Annotated in this window: 17 protein-coding genes; 8 read left to right on the forward strand and 9 right to left on the reverse strand. The window is 37.4% G+C overall.

The window, feature by feature from the left end:
* Positions 1–3 precede the first annotated feature (3 nt).
* Together JL102_RS21995 and JL102_RS22000 are read right to left on the reverse strand one after the other, a co-directional pair.
* Positions 4–1,626 (reverse strand): hypothetical protein, encoded by a 1,623-nt coding sequence (locus tag JL102_RS21995; RefSeq protein ID WP_202246630.1) that lies wholly within the window; start codon positions 1,624–1,626, stop codon positions 4–6.
* A 248-nt stretch (positions 1,627–1,874) separates the two neighbouring features.
* The gene (locus JL102_RS22000; RefSeq protein WP_202246631.1) at positions 1,875–2,639 is read right to left on the reverse strand and encodes an SDR family NAD(P)-dependent oxidoreductase; all 765 of its coding nucleotides are present in this window, start codon (positions 2,637–2,639) and stop codon (positions 1,875–1,877) included.
* Between the two features lie 264 nt (positions 2,640–2,903).
* Here JL102_RS22000 and JL102_RS22005 point away from each other — a divergent pair, with 264 nt between their 5' ends.
* A complete protein-coding gene (locus JL102_RS22005) occupies positions 2,904–3,914 on the forward strand; it encodes a helix-turn-helix transcriptional regulator (protein ID WP_202246632.1) in 1,011 nt (336 codons plus the stop codon).
* Here the strand turns inward: JL102_RS22005 and JL102_RS22010 are convergent.
* Complete coding sequence (locus JL102_RS22010) at positions 3,911–4,381, reverse strand: GNAT family N-acetyltransferase (protein WP_202246633.1); 471 nt, start codon at positions 4,379–4,381, stop codon at positions 3,911–3,913. The genes JL102_RS22005 and JL102_RS22010 overlap by 4 nt on opposite strands.
* A 126-nt stretch (positions 4,382–4,507) precedes the next feature.
* Between JL102_RS22010 and JL102_RS22015 the strand changes: the two genes are divergently transcribed.
* Positions 4,508–5,197: a 2'-5' RNA ligase family protein gene (locus JL102_RS22015; RefSeq protein ID WP_202246634.1), complete on the forward strand. Its 690-nt coding sequence runs from the start codon at positions 4,508–4,510 to the stop codon at positions 5,195–5,197.
* On the opposite strand, the gene JL102_RS22020 is transcribed toward JL102_RS22015, so the two are convergent.
* The 4 genes from JL102_RS22020 to JL102_RS22035 form a co-directional block, all read right to left on the reverse strand.
* On the reverse strand, positions 5,187–6,551 hold the full coding sequence (locus tag JL102_RS22020) for a M20 metallopeptidase family protein (RefSeq protein ID WP_202246635.1): 1,365 nt from the start codon (positions 6,549–6,551) through the stop codon (positions 5,187–5,189). The two genes, JL102_RS22015 and JL102_RS22020, sit on opposite strands and share 11 nt — an antisense overlap.
* A 53-nt stretch (positions 6,552–6,604) precedes the next feature.
* A complete protein-coding gene (locus JL102_RS22025) occupies positions 6,605–7,192 on the reverse strand; it encodes a Crp/Fnr family transcriptional regulator (protein ID WP_202246636.1) in 588 nt (195 codons plus the stop codon).
* Between the two features lie 119 nt (positions 7,193–7,311).
* Positions 7,312–8,397 carry a glycoside hydrolase family 10 protein gene (locus tag JL102_RS22030; protein ID WP_202246637.1) on the reverse strand — a complete coding sequence of 362 codons (1,086 nt, stop codon included), beginning with the start codon at positions 8,395–8,397 and terminating at the stop codon, positions 7,312–7,314.
* Between the two features lie 17 nt (positions 8,398–8,414).
* Positions 8,415–9,404 carry a carbohydrate-binding family 9-like protein gene (locus JL102_RS22035; protein WP_237390702.1) on the reverse strand — a complete coding sequence of 330 codons (990 nt, stop codon included), beginning with the start codon at positions 9,402–9,404 and terminating at the stop codon, positions 8,415–8,417.
* Between the two features lie 206 nt (positions 9,405–9,610).
* On the opposite strand from JL102_RS22035, the gene JL102_RS22040 reads away from it, so the two are divergent.
* The 6 genes from JL102_RS22040 (at position 9,611) to JL102_RS22065 (ending at position 15,786) form a co-directional block, all read left to right on the forward strand.
* The gene (locus JL102_RS22040) at positions 9,611–9,973 is read left to right on the forward strand and encodes a VOC family protein (protein WP_202246638.1); all 363 of its coding nucleotides are present in this window, start codon (positions 9,611–9,613) and stop codon (positions 9,971–9,973) included.
* Between the two features lie 188 nt (positions 9,974–10,161).
* A complete protein-coding gene (locus JL102_RS22045) occupies positions 10,162–10,848 on the forward strand; it encodes a hypothetical protein (RefSeq protein ID WP_202246639.1) in 687 nt (228 codons plus the stop codon).
* A gap of 50 nt (positions 10,849–10,898) precedes the next feature.
* Positions 10,899–13,040, forward strand: a complete 2,142-nt coding sequence (locus JL102_RS22050) for a hypothetical protein (protein WP_202246640.1) — start codon at positions 10,899–10,901, stop codon at positions 13,038–13,040.
* Position 13,041: 1 nt separating this feature from the next.
* The gene (locus tag JL102_RS22055; protein WP_202246641.1) at positions 13,042–14,358 is read left to right on the forward strand and encodes a hypothetical protein; all 1,317 of its coding nucleotides are present in this window, start codon (positions 13,042–13,044) and stop codon (positions 14,356–14,358) included.
* 92 nt (positions 14,359–14,450) lie between these two features.
* Entirely contained in the window at positions 14,451–15,422 is a 972-nt protein-coding gene (locus tag JL102_RS22060; RefSeq protein WP_202246642.1) for an alpha/beta hydrolase, read from the forward strand.
* Positions 15,409–15,786: a ribosomal maturation YjgA family protein gene (locus JL102_RS22065; RefSeq protein WP_202246643.1), complete on the forward strand. Its 378-nt coding sequence runs from the start codon at positions 15,409–15,411 to the stop codon at positions 15,784–15,786. The genes JL102_RS22060 and JL102_RS22065 overlap by 14 nt, the downstream gene beginning before the upstream one ends.
* A 70-nt stretch (positions 15,787–15,856) precedes the next feature.
* Here the strand turns inward: JL102_RS22065 and JL102_RS22070 are convergent, their stop codons facing one another.
* The gene (locus JL102_RS22070) at positions 15,857–16,261 is read right to left on the reverse strand and encodes an ester cyclase (protein WP_202246644.1); all 405 of its coding nucleotides are present in this window, start codon (positions 16,259–16,261) and stop codon (positions 15,857–15,859) included.
* 91 nt (positions 16,262–16,352) lie between these two features.
* Entirely contained in the window at positions 16,353–20,483 is a 4,131-nt protein-coding gene (locus JL102_RS22075) for a DUF748 domain-containing protein (protein ID WP_202246645.1), read from the reverse strand.
* Between the last annotated feature and the right edge of the window lie 100 nt (positions 20,484–20,583).

Consider the following 20,583-nt stretch of genomic DNA (forward strand, 5'->3'; position numbering starts at 1 on the left):
TAATTAGGGTGTAGGCTCTTCTTTAAAATGTGCTTTCAGTTGTAATAGCCAACTAAAGTCTCCTTCTTGAGGGTTTCCGAATACAGCCACCTTATTTTTTGTTTTAGGGTCAATGGTAAATCCTGTGGCTATGGAAGCGGAGTAATGACATCCTATACAGCTTTCGGTACCAAAAATCATAGCATGAGTATTGACAATATCTGTATTGGAAGGAAAGCCCTGCATTTGAAAAAAGGCTGGCTCATTGGCATTATAAACATTGAATCCTGACAGGGTATCTTCATATGTAATTTTTCCACCCTGAATGTAACTTTGTCTGATTTTAAAAGTATCACTGGTAATAGTGCCTCCCTGGAAATATGTTTCCATGATCATATTAGTGAGATAGACCGGCGTAGGCATGCCTCCTGATTTATTAGATACCGATTCAGGCAAGGTGAAAACAGAGGTATCAACAGGATATGGTTTTGATTCAGGATCTGTAGGCCATTGCGCACCTATGAGATCATAATATTGCAGTTTAGATCCTGCTTTAGCCAGTATGGCATGCACCTGCCCGTTAAGCTGCTGCGTGGCTTCCGAGATAGGCAAAACTCTCTGTATTTGATTTTTAATGACTTTTTGGTCCTGATCAGGAAAAGTATTTACCGGACAAGTGGCACAATCAGGATCATAAAAAGATGGCTTAAGAGGCTTACCATTAGCTTCTTCCAAGGCATTAGTTTCCAGGTTATCTACATGTTCAAAAGTGGTCCAAATCCACTGTGGAGAAGTTTCTGTTTTAGTAGAAATATGCATACCTATCATCCCCACCTCTGCAAGCTTAAAATTTTCCGACCCTGGCTCGATCACATAGGCTTGTGTAGTGAAATACCTTGCCGGATCATCAACGCCCTTCTGCATAATTTTCCAGGCTATCTTCACCTCAAATACGCCTTCTTTATCAATGCTTCCTTTCGGGAAATCAACGCCTTCCGGGTGCGATTTTGAAAAGGCTATCTGTCCATCCAGATTATAGAGTTCATTGGCCACTATGTAATTGAATTCCTTTTTATTCATTCGCACTTCGTACCTCACTATGTTTCCACTTTGGTCCCAGATAGGAGCTGTAAAGGCCTGGTCTATTTCATCCACAGAATCTGCATAGTGAAACTCTGCCACCTTGCTGGTTCTAAACAGCACTTTTTTGGTCTTATCTAAGTTAACTGTGAGCCCTTCTGGTAACTCCAACTTGCCCCAATCCCAAGGCTTTGAACCGTCAGAACGAAAGACTTCAAAACTCTCCTTCCAGCTATACCATATCGGATCTCCGGGATCTGTAATTTTTGATTTTGGCTGCCCAGAAGCATCTGTAGGCCAGTTAAGGCTGATAAAAAATTGCCAGCTAAGTATTTCAAAAAGCCTTTGTACTTCGGCAAACTTACCATCTGCAGTGAGCTTAGCTTGTAAACCTGAATCTACATCATAGGGAGTTTTAACGGTGAGTGGCTCCGGAAAGTCGAGATAACTCTTTTTAGGAGAAGAGCCCTTGCCATCTGAATTAGCATGGGTAGTACATTGGTAAAAAACCAGAGCAATAAACGATAATGAAGCAATTACTAAAAGGAGTTGGTTTAGCTTTTTCATGTTTTTGACTTTGTTTAGGTAATCAATAATACAGGTTCCGGTTTAGGCTGTAGATGAAAAAGTAGGTCAGTTAAACTTCACCTCATTTTCGCCAAAAAATCATTGATCCCAAATCAAAAGGAGCATTTAAAACAACTCACGTGATATTATTAAAACATCACAATATAAACATAGTAAATTATAGTTAATAGCATAAAAAAAGCCCGGATAACCGGGCCTCTCAAAATCAATCTGTACTATTTTAAACCTTACGCTTGCATTCCTCCATCTATTGAAATTGTAGTACCATTTACATAACTGCTCTCATCTGAAAATAGGAAGGCAGTCATATTACTAATATCTTCTGCTTTGGCATATCTTTTTAATGGCACCGCATTTTCCATTTGGCTTTTTACTTCAGCGCCATGGCCTGGGTTCATGCCCTCTTCCAAAGAACGCATCATTCTGTTATCAACCACACCAGGGTGTATTGTATTTACCCTTATATTTCTAGCTCCAAGCTCTAAAGCAGCAGTACGCATAATTCCAATTACGGCATGCTTACTAGTATGGTAAGCTACCAATCCGGGACTACCCTGCAAACCTGCCACTGATGAGGTAATTACGATACTACCTCCATCTTCAATTTTAGGAATTACATGCTTCATTCCTAAAAATACACCTTTAACATTTACCGACAATACTTTATCGAATATATCTTCCGGGTAATCCTGCATAGGCTTAACTACTCCTTCAATACCAGCATTGTTAAAGAAAAAATCTATCTTACCATATCTTTCAATACAGGTATTTACATAGTTTTCTACCTGATCACTCTTGGTAACATCTGCTACGCAATATGAAATTTCCAGCCCTGTATCTTTAGCTTCTTTCTCTTTTTCCTGAAGTGCTTTTTCATCGATATCTACAATAAGCACTTTGGCTCCTTTTCCAGCAAGATTCTTTGCTGTCTCAAATCCTATACTGCCTGAACCTCCAGTGATCAAAGCCACTTTATTTTCAAAATTTGCCATATCTATAATAGTTTTAAACTGTGTTATTTTACTATTGCTAACGATTTTAGCCTTACACTGTTTCGCTACATATGTGTCTTTTTAACACATAAAACATAATCACGAATAAATAATTGATATACAGACAATTACAATAAAAAGAGTAACGTTAAATTTTGTTAACCAATTCATAACAATAGCATCATAGTGCTCAGATGCACGCTTTAACTTTTAAATATTTTACTTTTGCGTTCTCAACTAATATGACTAACTAATCATAAGTGTATGCCTGTAAATAGAAATGCGCTCATTCGCTATAACACTATAGATAAATGCCTTAGAAATAAATACAGACAGTGGACTTTAGAAGACCTCATTGAGGCCTGCTCTGAAGCCTTGTATGAATATGAAGGTATTGACAAAGGGGTGAGCAAACGAACCGTGCAAATGGATATTCAAATGATGCGCAGTGATAAGCTGGGGTACAATGCACCTATAATTGTAAAAGAGCGAAAATACTATCAGTATGAAGATCCTAACTACTCTATTAAAAACAATCCACTTACTGAAAATGACCTTAACAAGCTCAATGAAGTAATAGATATTTTACGGCAGTTTAAAGGGTTCTCTCATTTTCAGGAAATGAGTGGTATGATTCAACGGCTGGAGGACAAAGTGTATACGGCACGCACGCATGAGCACTCGATCATTCATCTGGAAACTAATCATCACTTAGTAGGTATAGAGCATTTAGACGGTTTGTATCAGGCTATTCAGAAAAAGCATGTGCTTATAGTTAAATATCAATCTTTTAAAGCTAAAAAGCCTCACAACATCACGCTGCACCCTTATCTTTTAAAAGAATACCGTAATCGCTGGTTTGTATTGGGAAGAAAGAGTGTAAAAGAGCCTTTACTCACTCTGGCTCTTGATCGTATTCAGGAAATAAATATCAACAAAGACCTTGAATTTATTGAAGATCCTGACTTTAATGCCGAAGAACATTTTAAGCATGTTATAGGTGTAACTGTAGAGCGAAACCAGCGTCCTCAAAAAGTACATTTAAAAATTGATCAGAATAATGCTCCATACGTTATCACCAAACCATTCCACCAGTCTCAGCAAGTTGTTTCGCAATCGGCTGAGGGCATAGAAATTACTATAGACGTACAGCTTAATTATGAGCTGGAACGCGTTATCTTAGGCTTTGGAAACTCTATTGAAGTACTTAGCCCTGAAAAGTTAAGAAAGCGAATTAAGAAAATTCATGAAGAAGCCGCTCATAGTTATGATTAACCAGCAACGCATTGCTTCTGGTCATGTTTGAGCATTTTCTCAAAACATCGGCTCGCACTAGTACCTTCACAATAATTAGGGATGGAAGTATAGCCATGCTTTTTATAAAACTTAATGGCTTCCGGCTGACCGGTGCCTGTTTCCAATACTATTCTGGAGTAACTCATTTCTTTAGCCCAGTTTTCTAACTCAGCTAATAACTGGTAAGCAGCACCACTACCTCTATGATCAGGATGTATATATACCCGCTTGATCTCCACAGAATTTTCTTCAAATGGTCTAATAGCGCCACATCCTATAGCCACTTCGCCGTGATAAAGCACCACCGCCCAGCTAAGTCTTTTTTCATTGATTTTGGCAAACAATGATGGTTCCACCTTATACCTGCCTGCCAAATCTTCATTAAGCAAATCAGTTAACTTCTCATAATCTCTATGCTCACTATCCGTTCTAAACAGCTTCAACATCACATTTCTTTTATTTCTCGTAGCTGTAAAAATAGTTTAAGTTATAAATAAAATCACAAGAAAAATCACCTTACTATTTCACTTTCTCTAATTTTGATTGTCTTAGCTCATATAAAATCAGTATTGATGTATAACCCCAGCCTGAAGCAGCATTACCAAGACCTTTACCACTCTTCCATCAATCAGATTAAGAGCGAAGGCTGCTCCGTAGATCATGTGATTAATGATCCTAACGATGATAGAAATGGCATAACCTTGCTAGCAAGACCTTCTGAAACCGTAAAAACTAATGTTCAGCAGTTTCTTGAATCTCTCAAGGCCATTGAGCCTGAACAGTACTACTATCCCAACTCAGACTTGCATATGACCATCATGTCTATTATCTCTTGCTACAGCGGCTTTAGTATGGAGCAAATTAACACTCATGATTATATTGACCTTATCAAAACAGCCATCAGAAGCCTACCTTCTTTTAAGATTTATTTCAAAGGCATCTCTGCATCTCCCTCTTCCATTATTATATGTGGTTACCCTGAAAATGATGCTTTGCACCAGATGAGAGGCAACCTTCGAGCTCATTTTAGAAATTCAGAACTTGAACAATCCATAGACAAAAGGTATACCTTAAAAACAGCTCATGCCACGGTGGTGCGCTTTCAAAAACCTTTGGTTGACCAACAAACATATTTGAATATGTTGGATGAATTCACCACTCATGATTTTGGTTCTTTTACCGTGAATGAGATAGAATTGGTTTTTAACGACTGGTATCAGAAAACTGATAAAGTGCAGCAACTCGCTACTTTCAATCTTTAAGGCTTACCGATTCATCAGTTTTATTCACTTGCTCCACCAGCATAGAGGCGAAATACTTCACTCCGCTTTTTATGCACGACTCATCTACTGAAAAATCAGGGCTATGGGGCATAGCGATAATGCCTTTTTCAAAATTAGACCCTCCCATTAAGAAATAGGTCCCAGGTACTTGCTGTTGAAAGTAAGAAAAATCATCTCCACGGCCATCAGGTATTATACCATACAGTTGAATGGCACTGGCTGGCCCATAAATATTTGCCACGGTATTGATTGTCTGCAACGTGAGCTGCTCATCATTATCTATGTTTCCCCTCTCTGTGGAATAACCAATCATGTTAGAATGATAATAAACATCCTTCAGTAAATGACCATATTTGGACTCCTTGAATGCGGCTTTCAATTGATCGGGAATAGCACTTATACTCTCCTCATTACTAGCACTAATAAAGCCTATAATTTTAAGCTCTCCATCATTTTCTTCTACCTTAAAGTGTTTTTGAACAGTAACAAAGTCTTTAAAAATAGTATTAGGATTGCCGATCCCAATATTAGGATCCATTAGACTACTGTTGTCCCAAAACTTACTGTCTGCCGCCACGTTTTGCAGCTCAGAAACTCTCTTTTTCACAAAATCTGCAATTTCATTATTATCCTCCGTGGCCTTGAAGGTTAAGTTGATCTGCTTGTAATCGGCAAAGAGGTAGCCAGGCTTAGAAGCTATCAACCCGGCCGGCATAGGCGAAATATGGGCAGCATATATTTCTTCAGGGGAGATCACATTAAAAAGGCCGTCATCTATCATCAACTTCGCTCCTTTGTAATTCTCTTCAGAGGGTTGAAATATAAAATATATAGTTCCTTTGATATGCTCCTTTTGCTTAGCCAAAACATTAGCAATACCCAGCCCTATGGCAGTATGCACATCATGACCGCAATTATGGCCTATTTCATCCTTTTTAGCTGCAGCCTCTCCTGCCCCATGATTATGAATAGGAATAGCATCAATATCAGCACGCCAAGCGATCTTTTTACCGGGCTGTTTCCCTTTCAAAACACCAATAACGCTATAACCACCAATACCGGCTTTCACTTCTAGGCCCAAATTTGAAAGATACTGATAAATAAACTCTGAGGTTCTTTTTTCTTCACCACTCAATTCCGGGTGCTGGTGTATGTCTCTTCTTATTTCTACTAAACTTTCGTAAAGCGAGTCAGTGGCAAGCTGAATAGCGGTATGTACGTTTTGCAGCTCGCTGTTTTGCGCTTGCACGGCGGTATTACAAATTAAGAGACATGAGGCAAAACAAATGCTCTTAATCATAGACGAGTAATGGGATGTTTTTAAATTTTTCATATTACAAAGGTGGGTCTATCTGATGGCTTATACCTGTCACATATGTGACAAAGCTATTTTTGGGTTATCCTTTTTCTTATTCTGCTGAGTGATTGTCTTTCAATACCAAGAAATGAAGCCAAGTGCGTTAAACTCACTCTATTCATGAGATCCTCATTATCGGAAAGAAAAGCCAGGTATCGCTCTTCTGCTGTATTAAAAAGGAAACTCTCCACCCTATCGCTTAATATGGTTAAAACCATCTCTGCTATTAATCGCCCCTGCATTTCGCTACTTTTGAACCTACTGTAGCTCTCCTGAATTATTTCATAGGGCAGATTAATAATAATACAGGGTTCCAGGCACTGCATAAAGTACTTGGTAGGTTGCTGTCTTATAAAAGCAGGGTAATCGGTGACATACTCCCTCTCTTTGATAAAGCCAGTGGTAATTTCATTCCCTTTTTCATTGATATAATACCTTCTGAGCAAGCCGCTATTTACATAGCCCATATGTGCTTGCACCTCTCCCTTCTGCAGGTAAAATGCACCTTTAGGCCTGGTCTCCATACTTAGGTGCGGCCTAAGAAAACTTATTATTTCATCACTTAAATGGCCGAACTGTTTCAGGTATGAGTCGAAGTACTTTTGGGCTTCTTCCATTAATGCTAAAACTCTTAAGATTCGTAATGAGAAACTCAGGTCATCAGCTAATGATTATAAATAACCCAAGCAATAAACACTCAAATTAATGATTTATTAGCTTCAGGCCAAGTGAATGATTATCGATCTGTTTTTGAAGATTTTATAACCTCTAAATGTTCATCTGTGAGGGCATTAGCATCAAAAAAAGCTATCCCTTTAGCTCCATTTTCTTTTGCCAACTTTATTGCCTCTGCCATCTTAGCGGGCTCTATGGAGGGAACATATACGCCTGTGTTCAGCTTTGTACTGGTATTTTCCAGGTCATTCACTCCTTGCTGCGTAGCCCAGCCCACCCAGTCAAGCTCTTCATTATAGAAGTTATGATAGATCATAGGAAGCACTTCATCTATATGCCATTTATCCCATCGCTGTCTTACCATTCTGCCAGCCATTTCCGGATAAGGAAATACTGCTGCAGTCAGGTCTTTATTGTGCTTATGCACTACTTCGTAAGCATCATCCACCACTGCTTTTATTTGATTAAGCCTAAACTGACGCCATTCAACATCTAATTCCGGGTGCTCCATCTCCAAAGGATTCTTATGATGCATTTTTTCAAACGTGGCTATACATACATCGCAATAACAAAAATCAAACTCTGGTAACTCTGTATTTTGCTCCAGGTTGTAGTGAGGCAGCAGACCAATAGGAAGAAAAATATCACAATAACGGATATAATCAAGATGAACACTGCTCAGCCCTTCTACTGTTGACAAACCTTCCACCAAACTCAACACATGATTTCTGGAGGCCTCTCGGGTAGGACATAGCCATTGGTAATAGTCTACATAAGGTCGCGTATCAAAACACGATTTTCCTTCACGATTAACGGCATACCACTCAGGATGCTGAAGCGCCAGCTCATCGCCAGGTCTATTCATGGCCATAATCCAAGCATGCACTTCCAGATTTTCTTTGAGGGCCAAACCAGTAATATGTTGCATAGCCTCAACATTGCCATCCGTATTAACAAGCACTGCATCTATGCCACCTTCTTTCAGCTTTTTAAATAATTTGACATACTTGTTATCCTTTTTATCCTGATCATAATGCATCCAGGTCCAGTATTTAAACTCCGAATCTAATTGCTGAGCTACACTTTCAAAACCACTAAAAAGTATAACCATTAATATCAATACCTTTGAAAGGATCGAAATACGCATATTCTTAAATTTTTAGGTTATTTATAAATCAACAAGCCATCTTCACGAATAATAATAGCTTTTCCGCTGAAAGGATCATCTACTTTAAGATTCCATCCCGCACTGTGCTCCTCAAGTGTAATAGGTAAACTTCTTCCCTCCACCTTAATTTGTTTCTGAAATACCATTACATCATTACGTTCGATGATAGATCTGTACACTTGATATAGCTTCCAAACCACTTCATCTGAAGCCGTCAGCGTATAGTTTGTATTTTTTTTCTTAGTGAAATATACATACCCCCATAGCTCAGGCCGATGCATATCTATGGCATACTGAGGAGACCATACCCAATTATACTCAGGAAAGTAATTGCCATTTTCATCCTTCTTTCTGCCATACTTACCATCATCTAAAGAGTAATCCCAGTTAACACGAGAGAAGTTAATCCTCCATACTTTATCCTCGGGTGCTTTTAAATTTTTGGAAGCCTCTCCTAAGGCTGACCATGGCATGGCAATTTCTATAGACCACCCCAGATCAATATCCGCAGGATCATTGAGTGTTCCTTTTATGTCAACGGCAGTTTTCAAACCTTTGATATCCCAGTTATCTATAACCTTACTATCATTTCGGTAGGGCTTGGCCAGCCACAGGTCCCACACTGTGTTTAAAGCATTCATTTCAAATTCCAGATAGTTATGTGTGTCTCCATCTGGATTTATGAATATTTCAAAATCATTATTATAAAAAATCACCTCATCCCGCTGAGTAATATCAGCCCATACATGAGGTTCTTCCAGCTCGGCGTAGAAGTAAAGGTATTCATCATCCCAAAGCATCTTTACTTTAGTGTTATATGTAGGTTTTTCTACTCCTTCAATATCAATGAAACTGCTGGTCCAGGGAGCTTTATCCCAAGCAGGCTCTGATTTACCATCAATAGCCAAACTTTCAGAAGTGTATTGAGCATTATAAACATGCGGAAGGTTTTGGTGCTGCGCATGGGCAGAACTAAAAAATATCATAACCATTATTATCAAAAGAACATTATATATATGAGTCATTGATCATAAAGATACCCATCAGGAGAAAAGAGAAGAGGCGTAATTATGTGAATGGTTAAAGGCTTTGAAAAAAGCTTGAGAGTATGGCGTGTTCTTTTAATGCTACCTAAAGCACTTGAATAGAGAATAATTTATTACTTTTCAAATAAAAAAATATAATTAAAGATATGCTAGGTTTAAGAACAACAATCTATAAGGTGCCTGATATTAACGCTGCTAAAGAGTGGTATTGTAAAGCCTTCAAAGCCGTTCCTTATTTTGACCAGCCCTTCTATGTAGGGTTTAATATAGGCGGTTATGAACTTGGCCTCATTCCCTATGAAGGTGATGCTACAGCTGGCAATACAGTAGTGAGCTACTGGGGTGTCATTAACATCAAAGAGCAATATGAAAGGCTGCTCAACTTGGGGGCCACTGCCTATGAAGCTCCTGAGCAGGTGGGTAATGACATTATTACAGCTACCATTAAAGACCCATGGGATAATGTTATCGGTCTTATCTATAATCCTAACTTCAAACCCGGACCTTAAAGCTTAGGGTTTTAGAACTAAATTATTTTAAAACCCTCACTAACCTCCCTATTTATGGCCATTTTAAGTGGTATAGGCACCCCCTGAAAACCGTGATTTATAGTGTTTTACCCGAAGTAATTACCTCAATCATAGTTTAAAAACATGGATCTATTATAGCTTTGTAACATCAATAATTACTTGGAGGTATGAGGCTATTAAAAATCAATCGAATTTCTCTATGGCTAGTGGTTTTCATCTGCCTACTTTCCCTTTCTTCTTGCTTTGACATTATAGAGGAAATTGAGGTGAAACAAGATGGCTCTGGCAGCATGAGCCTAACGGTAAACCTGAGCAAAAGTAAAACCAAGCTGGCTTCCCTTATGCTGCTAGATAGCGTTAATGGCCATAAAATCCCTCAAAAGCAAGACATAGAAACGGCGCTTAATAAAGCTGTAGAATACTTGCAAGAATCTTCGGGCATCAGCAATATTCAAAAAAAGACCGATTTCGATAATTTCATTTTCTCTCTTAGCTGTGATTTTAAACACGTGAGAGATATAGATACCATCATCAAGGAGGTGACAAAAGAACTCAAGGTAAAGCCTTTCACTACCTCCTTCACTTATGACAAGAGCAGCAAAACATTTCAACGAGAAAATACTTTTAGCCCTACCGCAAAAAAAGAATATGCTGACTTACAAAGTGATGATCAGGAGATATTTGATGATTCTTTTTATACCTGTATTTATAGGTTTGAAAACGAGGTGAATAGTTATAGCAATACGAACGCTAAACTTTCGAAATCAAAAAAGGCAGTGATGTTGCGCGCTGCTGCTATAGATGTAATTAATGGAAGAGCATCTCTATCAAATCAAATCATTCTCAACAACTAGCGAATTATATTTTAAACTTATATTACCATACATAGATTACAATTTTTACGATGAAAAAACTATTATTCATACTCGCACTTTTCTCCTTTGGTATTACCGAAGGGCAGGAACTTAGTTCTTACGTGCCGGCGAGAGCCACCGTAGTAGGAAGCCTAAATGGCAGCCATATTTTTAAACCAGAAATATTAGAAAGGTTAAACAAAACCAACCCAGGACGAGAACTTTTAGCTGCACTATCTGACAAGCTAGGCTACAAGGTGACATCTTTGGATTCTGTAGGCATCAATACATCAGGCACAGCCTACTTTTATTCGCTACATACAGATAGTGTCATCTTCACCAACTTTATTTTTCCTTTAGAATCTAAAAAAGTGCTAGATGACATCTATAAAAACAAAGAAAATGTAGCTACGGGTAAATATACTAATGTGCAGCTATCTAATGGAACCTATGCCGCCTGGGATGATGAAAAGCTAATTATGAGTATGGGAGCCGAAGTGGCGAGCTACTTCTATGCATATGACTTTGAAAAGGTTAAAAAAGAAATGCAACAGCAGGCCAATGACAAACCACAAGAGAGCGACTATGAAATGACTGAAAGCGAATCATTGGTTTATGAAGAAGGGAGAACACCTTATTTGTATAACTATTCGCTGCAGATGTACTTAAACAAATATAACAGCACTACGCTTGATATTATTGAAAAACTCCAAGAAGGAACTATCGATAGTGATTACATTGAGAGTCTAAAAGAGCAAGACCTGAAAAACATATACTATTCTTTCGAAAATGTTGACTCTATCTATTCACCAGACCCCAGCTCACTGGATAAGTTTTTAAAAAGAAGAAGCAAGGATCTGGAAAAGGAAATCAGTCAACTAGAAAATAAGGATATACAAAAGGAACTCAGTGAGGTGATCGACAATATGACCTACTATAGCGACAGTTTCAATATCTCTACCTCTAGGTCTCCATATTCAGGGTATTATCAAGTTAACTCTGAAGAAAAAGACTACCTCATTAATAAATGGACTAGATTACAAATTAATTACGCCATGTACCCGGCCAGTACCCCTATCACAAAAAACAAAAAGTACATGGACCAGTTTGACTCAGAAGCAGTTATTAATATATGGAATGGAGACATGGGTGATTTGCTAAAGCAAATAAGCAGCAAATCTTTACCTACTATGAGTCCTCTCTCTAAAAACCCAACCAAGATATTTGAGAACTACGGACAGATAAGCAGTAATTTATATCTCAACGAAAAATCTGCCAAGATTGATTTTAATGTGAGCTTCAAAGATGAATTTGGTGAGTCTTTTAAAAAGATGTCAGACAGAAAAATCAACAAAAAATTCTTCAAATACATGAATGAAGATGAGCTTTTGGGCTACATGTCATACAACTTCAACATGGAAAACACCCTGAAAGAGTACCCTGACCTGCTAGCGACTCAGTATGGAGATATATTAGGTTCTAATTACATGGCTGAAGCTCAAATGCTGGCAGATGTATTTACTCTTGTAGTAGATGAAGAAGCTTTGGGAGATTTAATAAAAGGTGATGCACTCTTCTTAGTAAGCAGCTTTGAAGAAAAGGAATACACCTATACTGGCTATGAGTATGACGAAGATTATAATTACAAAGAGGTAACAAAAACTAAAAAAGAAACTTTACCTAACTTTTTGTTCATGCTCTCTACAGAATCTCCTGAGTTCACTGATAAGCTAATCAACTATTTATTAGTTAAGGATCTGGTATCTACTACTGACGAGGGCTTTTATCACCTGAAAGCGCCTAAAAGGGATATTCCTATGGATCTTTTCTTCATGATTAAGAATGACATTTTCTTCCTGGGTACTTCTGCAGAAGATATGTCAGCCATAAAAAAAGGAACCTATAAAGGATCGCTATCTAAAAAGCACAAAAAACTAATGAGACAAGGTAATTATAGCCTGTACTTTAATAGTAAAGCGCTGCTAGAGCAAATACCTTCTGAAAAAATGCATCTAAGCGAGAAAAAGGAGCAACAGTTTACTTACATGACTGAGAATGCCACTGATTTCTATATTAAGTCATCAAAATTTAAAAACAACACTATGCACAGCGAGTTAATAATGGAAGTCCCAGATAAGCACGTTGATGCCGCTACTTATCTTTTAGATTTGATTGATCACTTATCAAGATAATATGTTAAAATTCTTAAAAAGGGCAGCAATAGTTATGCTATTGCTGCTCCTTGCTTTATACCTTTATTTACAATTAAGACAGTCTCGGTCTTATAACAACATTCCCGAAGGAGCGAATCTCGTTATGCGAGCCAACATAGATCAGTTGTTCAAAAAACTGCTCTTTAACTCCTTAACTAACCCCAAGTATTACTACCAAAGCTCCTCTGACAGTACTGATACTGATGATGAGACCGAGGATCCTTCTTTCGTTATACCTGCCAACGTATTCGTTTACAACCTTGGCGCTACACCAAATACATTTTACACCTCGCTACACATTAAAGACAGTACTGGCATCCAGGCCTTTCTTAAAAAGAAATTATCTATAGACCAATATCTAGAAGAAGACAACTTCACCTATGGTTTTACTGACAACCATCAGCTGCAGGTTATCTATAATGAAGATAGGGCCTTCCTTTCTCTCTCTATAGACAGACAAAATGTAAAAAGCGAATTGAAAGATTTACTTTTTAATCTAAAGCCTATGGATAGAAACACCCCTATCATTACCGCCTTAAGAGATGCTGATAGTGACATAAGCCTACTTGGAGAAAGTAATGAGTTAAACGTTGATTTTAACACCGGTGAAGTAATTATATCAGGCTTAACGAGCTTCAATAAATACCTAAAGACGCCTAACCAGGCTTCCGTTAAACAACCTTTAGATAGCTTAGGGCTGCATGCCTGGCTTTCCGCCACTCCTACTGATGCCTTAGACACTTTATTTACTATTAACCATATTACCCTTTCAGGAGATACTCTAAGAACTTACTACCATAATGCTATAGATTTTCAAATAGCAGAAACAACCCTACAAAGTGACACCATAATCACTTATGACTATAATGATGATTTTGAGAAAGTCGAACAGAAAGAAATCAAAACATCTAAAGTACCAGGCATTTGCATAGCAATAAAATGTGATTCTGACGCTATGCAGCGATATCTTAAGAATAAGGGCATTTTAGACAATGCCAAAGTTAATGAAAGCTTTTTCCCTCTTTATAGTTTGAATACAACCCAAAAAGACTCACTGCTAATTATTCATAACCTGACAGATTACACGGCTAATTATAAGTCTTCGGAAAAAGTAATGGGCCTATATGTTGATTTTAATCAATTACAAACTCAGCTCCCTATCCTGAATGATAAGGTAGATTACCTATCGAAGGCAGAGTTATACGGATCAAAAGAAAAAGAAAAGCTTAAATTAGAGGGCAGTATTAAAATGACTCAATCTGATTTAAATGCACTCATACAGTTTATAAAAAAATAAAACATCTTAAAAAAGATGAGAACATCAATCGGGAGTATCCGCCGCTAGATATGACTGCTGCAAAAAATCATCACCAGAAAATATAGTTGGCTTTGAAATTTAAAAACAAAACTGTCAAACGCTGGATTATAGGTCTTTTTCTATCTTTCCTATTCTTAAATATTGTCACCATATTCATTGGTTATAGACTTACCCACTTTAGCAGTAATGGCAAGGCTATTGACACAAGCAGATACGATAAGGCAAAAGCAAGAGTACAAGATCTGGTGTACTGCGTAATAGGCACCGCTCGCCCTAAGAATGATGCAGTGCCTTATAATCCTTATGAAACCATTTCATTTGAAAGTAATGATTTAAAAATTGAGGGATGGTATATTCCTGCCAGAAGATCAAAAGGAACGGTAATTATGTTCCATGGCTATATTAGTGATAAGTCTAAGCTCATAGAGAAATCAAACAAGTTTCATGAAATGGGCTATACCACTTTTCTCATTGATTTCATGGGTTCAGGAGGTTCTGAAGGTCGCCAGACTACGTTAGGTTACTATGAAGCTGACCAGGTAAAAGAGGCCTATAAAATCATAAAAAACAGAAAAAAGGAAAGCAATATTATACTTTTTGGAACCTCTATGGGTGCCGCTGCAGTTATGAACGCAGTAAAGGACCACGACCTTACTCCACATTCAATTATTCTGGAGTCTCCTTTCGGTTCAATGTTAGAAGCGGTAGAAGCCCGTTTTAGACTTTATCATATACCTTCATTTCCATGTGCCAGAATACTGGTTTTCTGGGGTGGACTCATCAACGGCTTCAATGCTTTTGATCACAACCCTTATGAATATGCACAAGACATTCACGTTCCATCTTTAATTTTATATGGAGAGCAAGACGACCGGGTTACTAGAGAAGAGATAGATAATATATACAACAACTTGAAAGGACCTAAAAAGCTAGCAACATACCCTGAGGCAGGCCATAAGATACTTTTAAAAAATAGCAAAAATAACTGGGAACAAGATATAACTCAATTTTTAACCCGTAGTTCTGAACATGTTGAAATTTAATATTCGGTATTTTACTCTTACCATTCTATTATTCCTTACTGAAGTTTACATAGCCCTTTATGTACATGATAATATTGTAAGACCTTATATAGGTGATTATCTGGTAGTAATGTTTGTCTATTGTTTTGTGAAAAGTTTCTTTGACTTTCCGGTAGTAAAAACGGCTATAGGGGTACTCATTTTCTCCTATTTTATAGAAACTATGCAATACCTCAAAATGGTCAATCTATTAGGCTTACAAGATAACCGCCTGGCCAGAATAGTACTGGGCGTATCTTTTGAATGGATCGATATGCTAGCCTATACTCTGGGAATAATCACCACCATTGGCATAGAATTTCTACTCAACAAGAAAAGAAAGTAATAACAGAAGAATACTTCCAGCACCAGATTATGAGGTATGAATCAAAATGCTGGAAGTAATTCAGGTTATTTTATGAATATTGAAGCTCATATTTAAAGTCATCTACTGACCAATATTCCAGACATTTTCCTTTATGTATTCTTATAAAATCCATTACCTGAAAACAAGCCTCCTCTCCAGCCTGATGGCCCGGAATATTTCCACTATGGGTTCCTTTTACTAATTTTCTAGAGGCCACAAGGTCATCTTCAGATACAATTTCTTTCATTTCTATCCGAATATTATTGAAGGACTCATGCAGCCACCTGTTAAACATCACCAAGCTCTCTGCATTACAACTGCCATGAAAAGGCGTTCTGTTAATAAAGTCAGGATCAATTACCTGATCCAGCATAGAAAAGTCTCCTTGCTCAAGAAACTCTCTATTAAATCGAATTACAAGCTCTTTATTAGCTTCCAGTCTATTATAGGTCATCTTTCATGAGGTTTAAGTAACTACCCTTTTCTATTTTCAAAGAGGGTATACCAATATTGCCTCATTTTCAGTAAAAACCATATGACAAAAATCACTTGTCAGCCTGATCGCCGCTAGTGACTTTTTCAAATTCTTTACGGTTATTATTTACACCTATACTCGCTACCAACCCACTTAAAAAAGACTTAGTCCAGTAGTTGAATAATGATTTATTAGGATTACGCTCAAAATAGATTTTCCCATCTCTAAACTTAAATAAATGAGGGTTATTTCTATTAATAACAAAGGTATTTGCAAAAAAGGAAGCTATAGATTTCACTAACTTAGAATCACCCGAATGCTTATTAAGTATGGTTACCTTCAGATCTTCATAATGAAAATCCATATTCCCGTAAGCTACTTCCTTATCACCTTTAACGCTAAACATAAGGCTATTAGCATAGCCGTCCTTCACATCTATAAACGCATTATTCCGCGTGATATCATTAAAAACGGTTAAAGAAGTTTCGCCCATGTTTCCACCAAGGGTAAATTCTCCTTCGGGAGAAAGCATATCAAAAGTAACTGAAAGGCTCAAAGGGGCTTTTCCCATGACATTGGCACTTACATCAACCGTCATGTTCTTATTTTTCCTTAATAAATCTTTTCTGTTAGTCACATTTTTAAAGTCTGCATTTAGGTCATTAAAAGTAATGAAGCCCGGTTTCTGTGCTTTCTCTGCATGCTCATTATAGGTGATGTCTATATTTCTAAGCTGTATATTTTCTATGTTAAAAGGCCTGTCGTACTGCATTAGCGCCATTTGATACATCACCTTTTCCTTATTGGGTGCATCTGGCATATTTTTATCCCTAAACACATCTACCTGGGCATTCTCTATTAATAGTTGTCGGCTATCTATAATTTGATGGTTTAAAAACTTGTCTAAATTAATACCAGAGAGTTTCACCGTCTTGGCATCAGCTTTTATATAGTCGCTTTCATATTGCTTATGTTTAAAGAATTCGTCTCTGCCGTATACCGGAGAGAAATACATGTCTGTAACTGTAAGACTTGAATCTCGCGAACTAAACTTCACATTTCCTAAAATCAGTTTATTCAATTTATTTTTAGTGTAAAATGTGAGATTAGGTGTGGCCAATCTTATATTATTAAACACCAGTAGATTGTCGCTTAGATCAGTGTTTTCGTCCAGCTCAATACCGTAGACATCTATCGAGAAGTCATCTAATTCAAAATCCTTATTTTCCCTTTTCAGTAGTAAATCCCCATGCTGAAGGTCAAGATGCTTTATGCTTATGCTTTTTAACACTCCTCCTGACAAAAATTTACTCTTATCCTCTTTGTCTTTGTTCTTTTCGAGCTTAAGTATTGGGTGTGGTAAGGTGACTTTATTTAAAATCAGCCTTTGGTCTTCTAATAACTTATATAAATCAGGTATTGAGCTCTGTAACTGCGGTAGTTGGATAGATGTTATTCCAGAAAAATCAGAATAAGTGAAATCATTAATTTTAATAAGATCATCTCTGGAATCTACAACCACCCCTTTGAGCGTAACTGAGGCCTCTTTTAGAGGCACTTTAATCTCTTGTATGTTACCCGATATGCTCTGCATAAATGGAAGCTTACCCTTTCTTCCCCCCTCCTGAGATATCTTTACATTTTTTAGATCTGCACTAAAGTTGCTAATCTCAAAGCCGCTGTCATTATAAATATGAGCTTTATCCCAAGATACCTTTTTAACATTTATGTCATTAAATGTTTCATTAATGCGCCTCCTAAGATCTTCAATACTCACCGGCTGACTTCCATCAGATTTTTCAACTGTCTTCAAATGCAATTTCGGCTTGCGCATTACCACATGCCGGGCATATAAATTTCCATCATTAATGAGGCCATTGATATCCGCCCCCATTACAGCCAAACTATCTACTGATAAGTGGCTGTTACCCCCTACAATCAGACCTTTTACCGCCAGCTCATTTCTTGCACCAGAGATCCTTAGATTGCTTACTGAAATTCTCTTTTCTCCTTTATTCAACCATGTAGAGCCAAAATCACCATATACCCCATCTACCTTGGTTTCATTACCTATCTCCAAGTGAGCAAAGCCTGTAGTCTTAACATTAGTATGCATCCATTCTTCGCCATTTTTTATAATGGTCACCTCTCCTTTTCCAAGTTTAATGTTACTAAAAACGGTAGAAGAATGATTTTGACTTGTTTTACCAGCTCCGCTATTAAGTTTATCAGCATCTAATCTCAGCTTAAACTGCCTAACACTCACTCCTCTCATTGCTTTTTCCGGATTATTGACCAATATAGCCAGCCGTTGAGATGAAGTTTCTATATCATAAAGGTCTGCTGCAATGCCCTTGGTATGATTAATCTGTAACCTATCAATATGGGCCCTTGCTATATCTTGTTGTGCGAGTGTGACGTTACTAAGTTCTCCATAAAAACCTCCAGAAGGTTGTAATATTATTTGACGAGCCTTTATGATCATGCGAATGCTATCCAGATACAAGTTAGATTTATTTGGATAATTATAGATCTCTCCTATTGAAGTCTTAAGTCCCTTCACACTCACCTGATCTACCCCTTTTTTCACCAGACGTACACTGCCTTTGGTTATTTTGATACTATCGGCTTTTAGAAGATCGAAAATGTTATGCACCTGACTAGGTAGATCAAATTGCTTATTGGAATTATTAGCGCCGCTCTTCATATAATAAGTTATATCGGGCCTAATAGCCTCGACCTTATTCATTACCAATTCATTATTATCTATGAAATTTTGAAACTCAAAACCAGTAACTTCCATATGTGGTGCTACTATATTGATCACTCCGCCTTTCTCCCTCTTTTCTGCATCTGTAAGTCTATCAAATACCTCTACTGAGTCTACTTTAATATTCGATTTATCTGTGGTAGTAAAAAACAGGCTGCCAAACTTGAGTACGTGTACACTATCCGGCATAGTGTAGAGGTAATCTTTTAGCCCCACGGTAGCACTGTCATAGCCAATCTCACTATAGGCCAAAGTATCGATTTTTACATTCTTTACACGGGCAAAAATATTTCTTGCTTTGAACCGAGAAATAGAGGTAGCCCTATCCCGAAGGATATTAATATTTCCATCGTTGATATTAACATTGCTTACCTGAATAACATTAAAGAGCTGAGCTATAATCTTAATCAACTGCTCTGTAGAAGGACTTAACTCTTGATTAGGATCAGCACCATGAAAATTATCCATAGCAAACTTTGGAGAGACAAGATCTAAGCTGTCGATATCAAGAATATTTTCATCGTAAGCCTTTCCAAAATTTAGCCCCCTGAGCTTCAGTGCTGGCATCTCCACGTAATAGGCATTTTTACCTACTAATTCCGGCTGGTTGAGCTTGTCGAACCTTGGGTACAAATGCACATTAATAAGGCTCATTTTAGATTCTTTGGTAGACAGCAATACTGAATCAAAAGTTACTTCATGTATCGAATCTCTCAATTTAAAAGACTGATCTTTAAGCATAAGACTTATATGATCAGTATAAAATTTTTGATTTGAATTGGCCTTTTTTCTGTTCCAGCCAAAATTCTTTATAGTGAAAGATATATTACCCGCTACAAAATCATAGTAAGGAGATAGAACTTCTCTTTTATAACTAATCTTACCATGATTCACTTTAAATTCACCCAGATTAAAAGCCTTAATCTGCTCTGTTATGGTTTTATAAACATCTCCACTTTCTTTAGATAAGCCTAAGTTCTCTTCATTTCTCCTAGGCTGCGTTATCCACACCTCGGGATCTTTCAATGACATCGACTTTATCTTGAGCTCATCTTTAAAAATGATCTCTATGAGGTTTATTATATTGGCTTCCATGAGCGGCACTTTAGCCGCAAATAGGGTTCCTTTATCATTATCCTCTATTTTAGAACTATCAATATTTACCTCAAATTCAAAAAGGGTAGCCTTTGATTTAAAAAAATCTACTGCTATGCTATCATAAGAAATGCTATAAAGACCATCAGTTTTTATCTCTACCGTTTTCTTTATGCTCCTTCCCAGCAGATCATAAGCATAGTAATTAATTAGTTTCTCATAGGTGAGTAATACGGCAAACACGAGGACAAAAAGAAATATTAAAAGGCTGACCAAAAGTCCCCGACGAGACCTCCTTAACGAACGCAACTTAAAATATTTATGTCTTAATGTCATATATGCTTTAACCCTCTCTTCATCAGTGTTACTGATTTATTTGTATCTCGAGAAACTCTTCCTCAGGTACAAAGACACCTTCATTTTAAAAAGGTTTTCA

The sequence above is a fragment of the Fulvivirga sediminis genome (genome assembly GCF_016757215.1).
Classification (GTDB): domain Bacteria; phylum Bacteroidota; class Bacteroidia; order Cytophagales; family Cyclobacteriaceae; genus Fulvivirga; species Fulvivirga sediminis.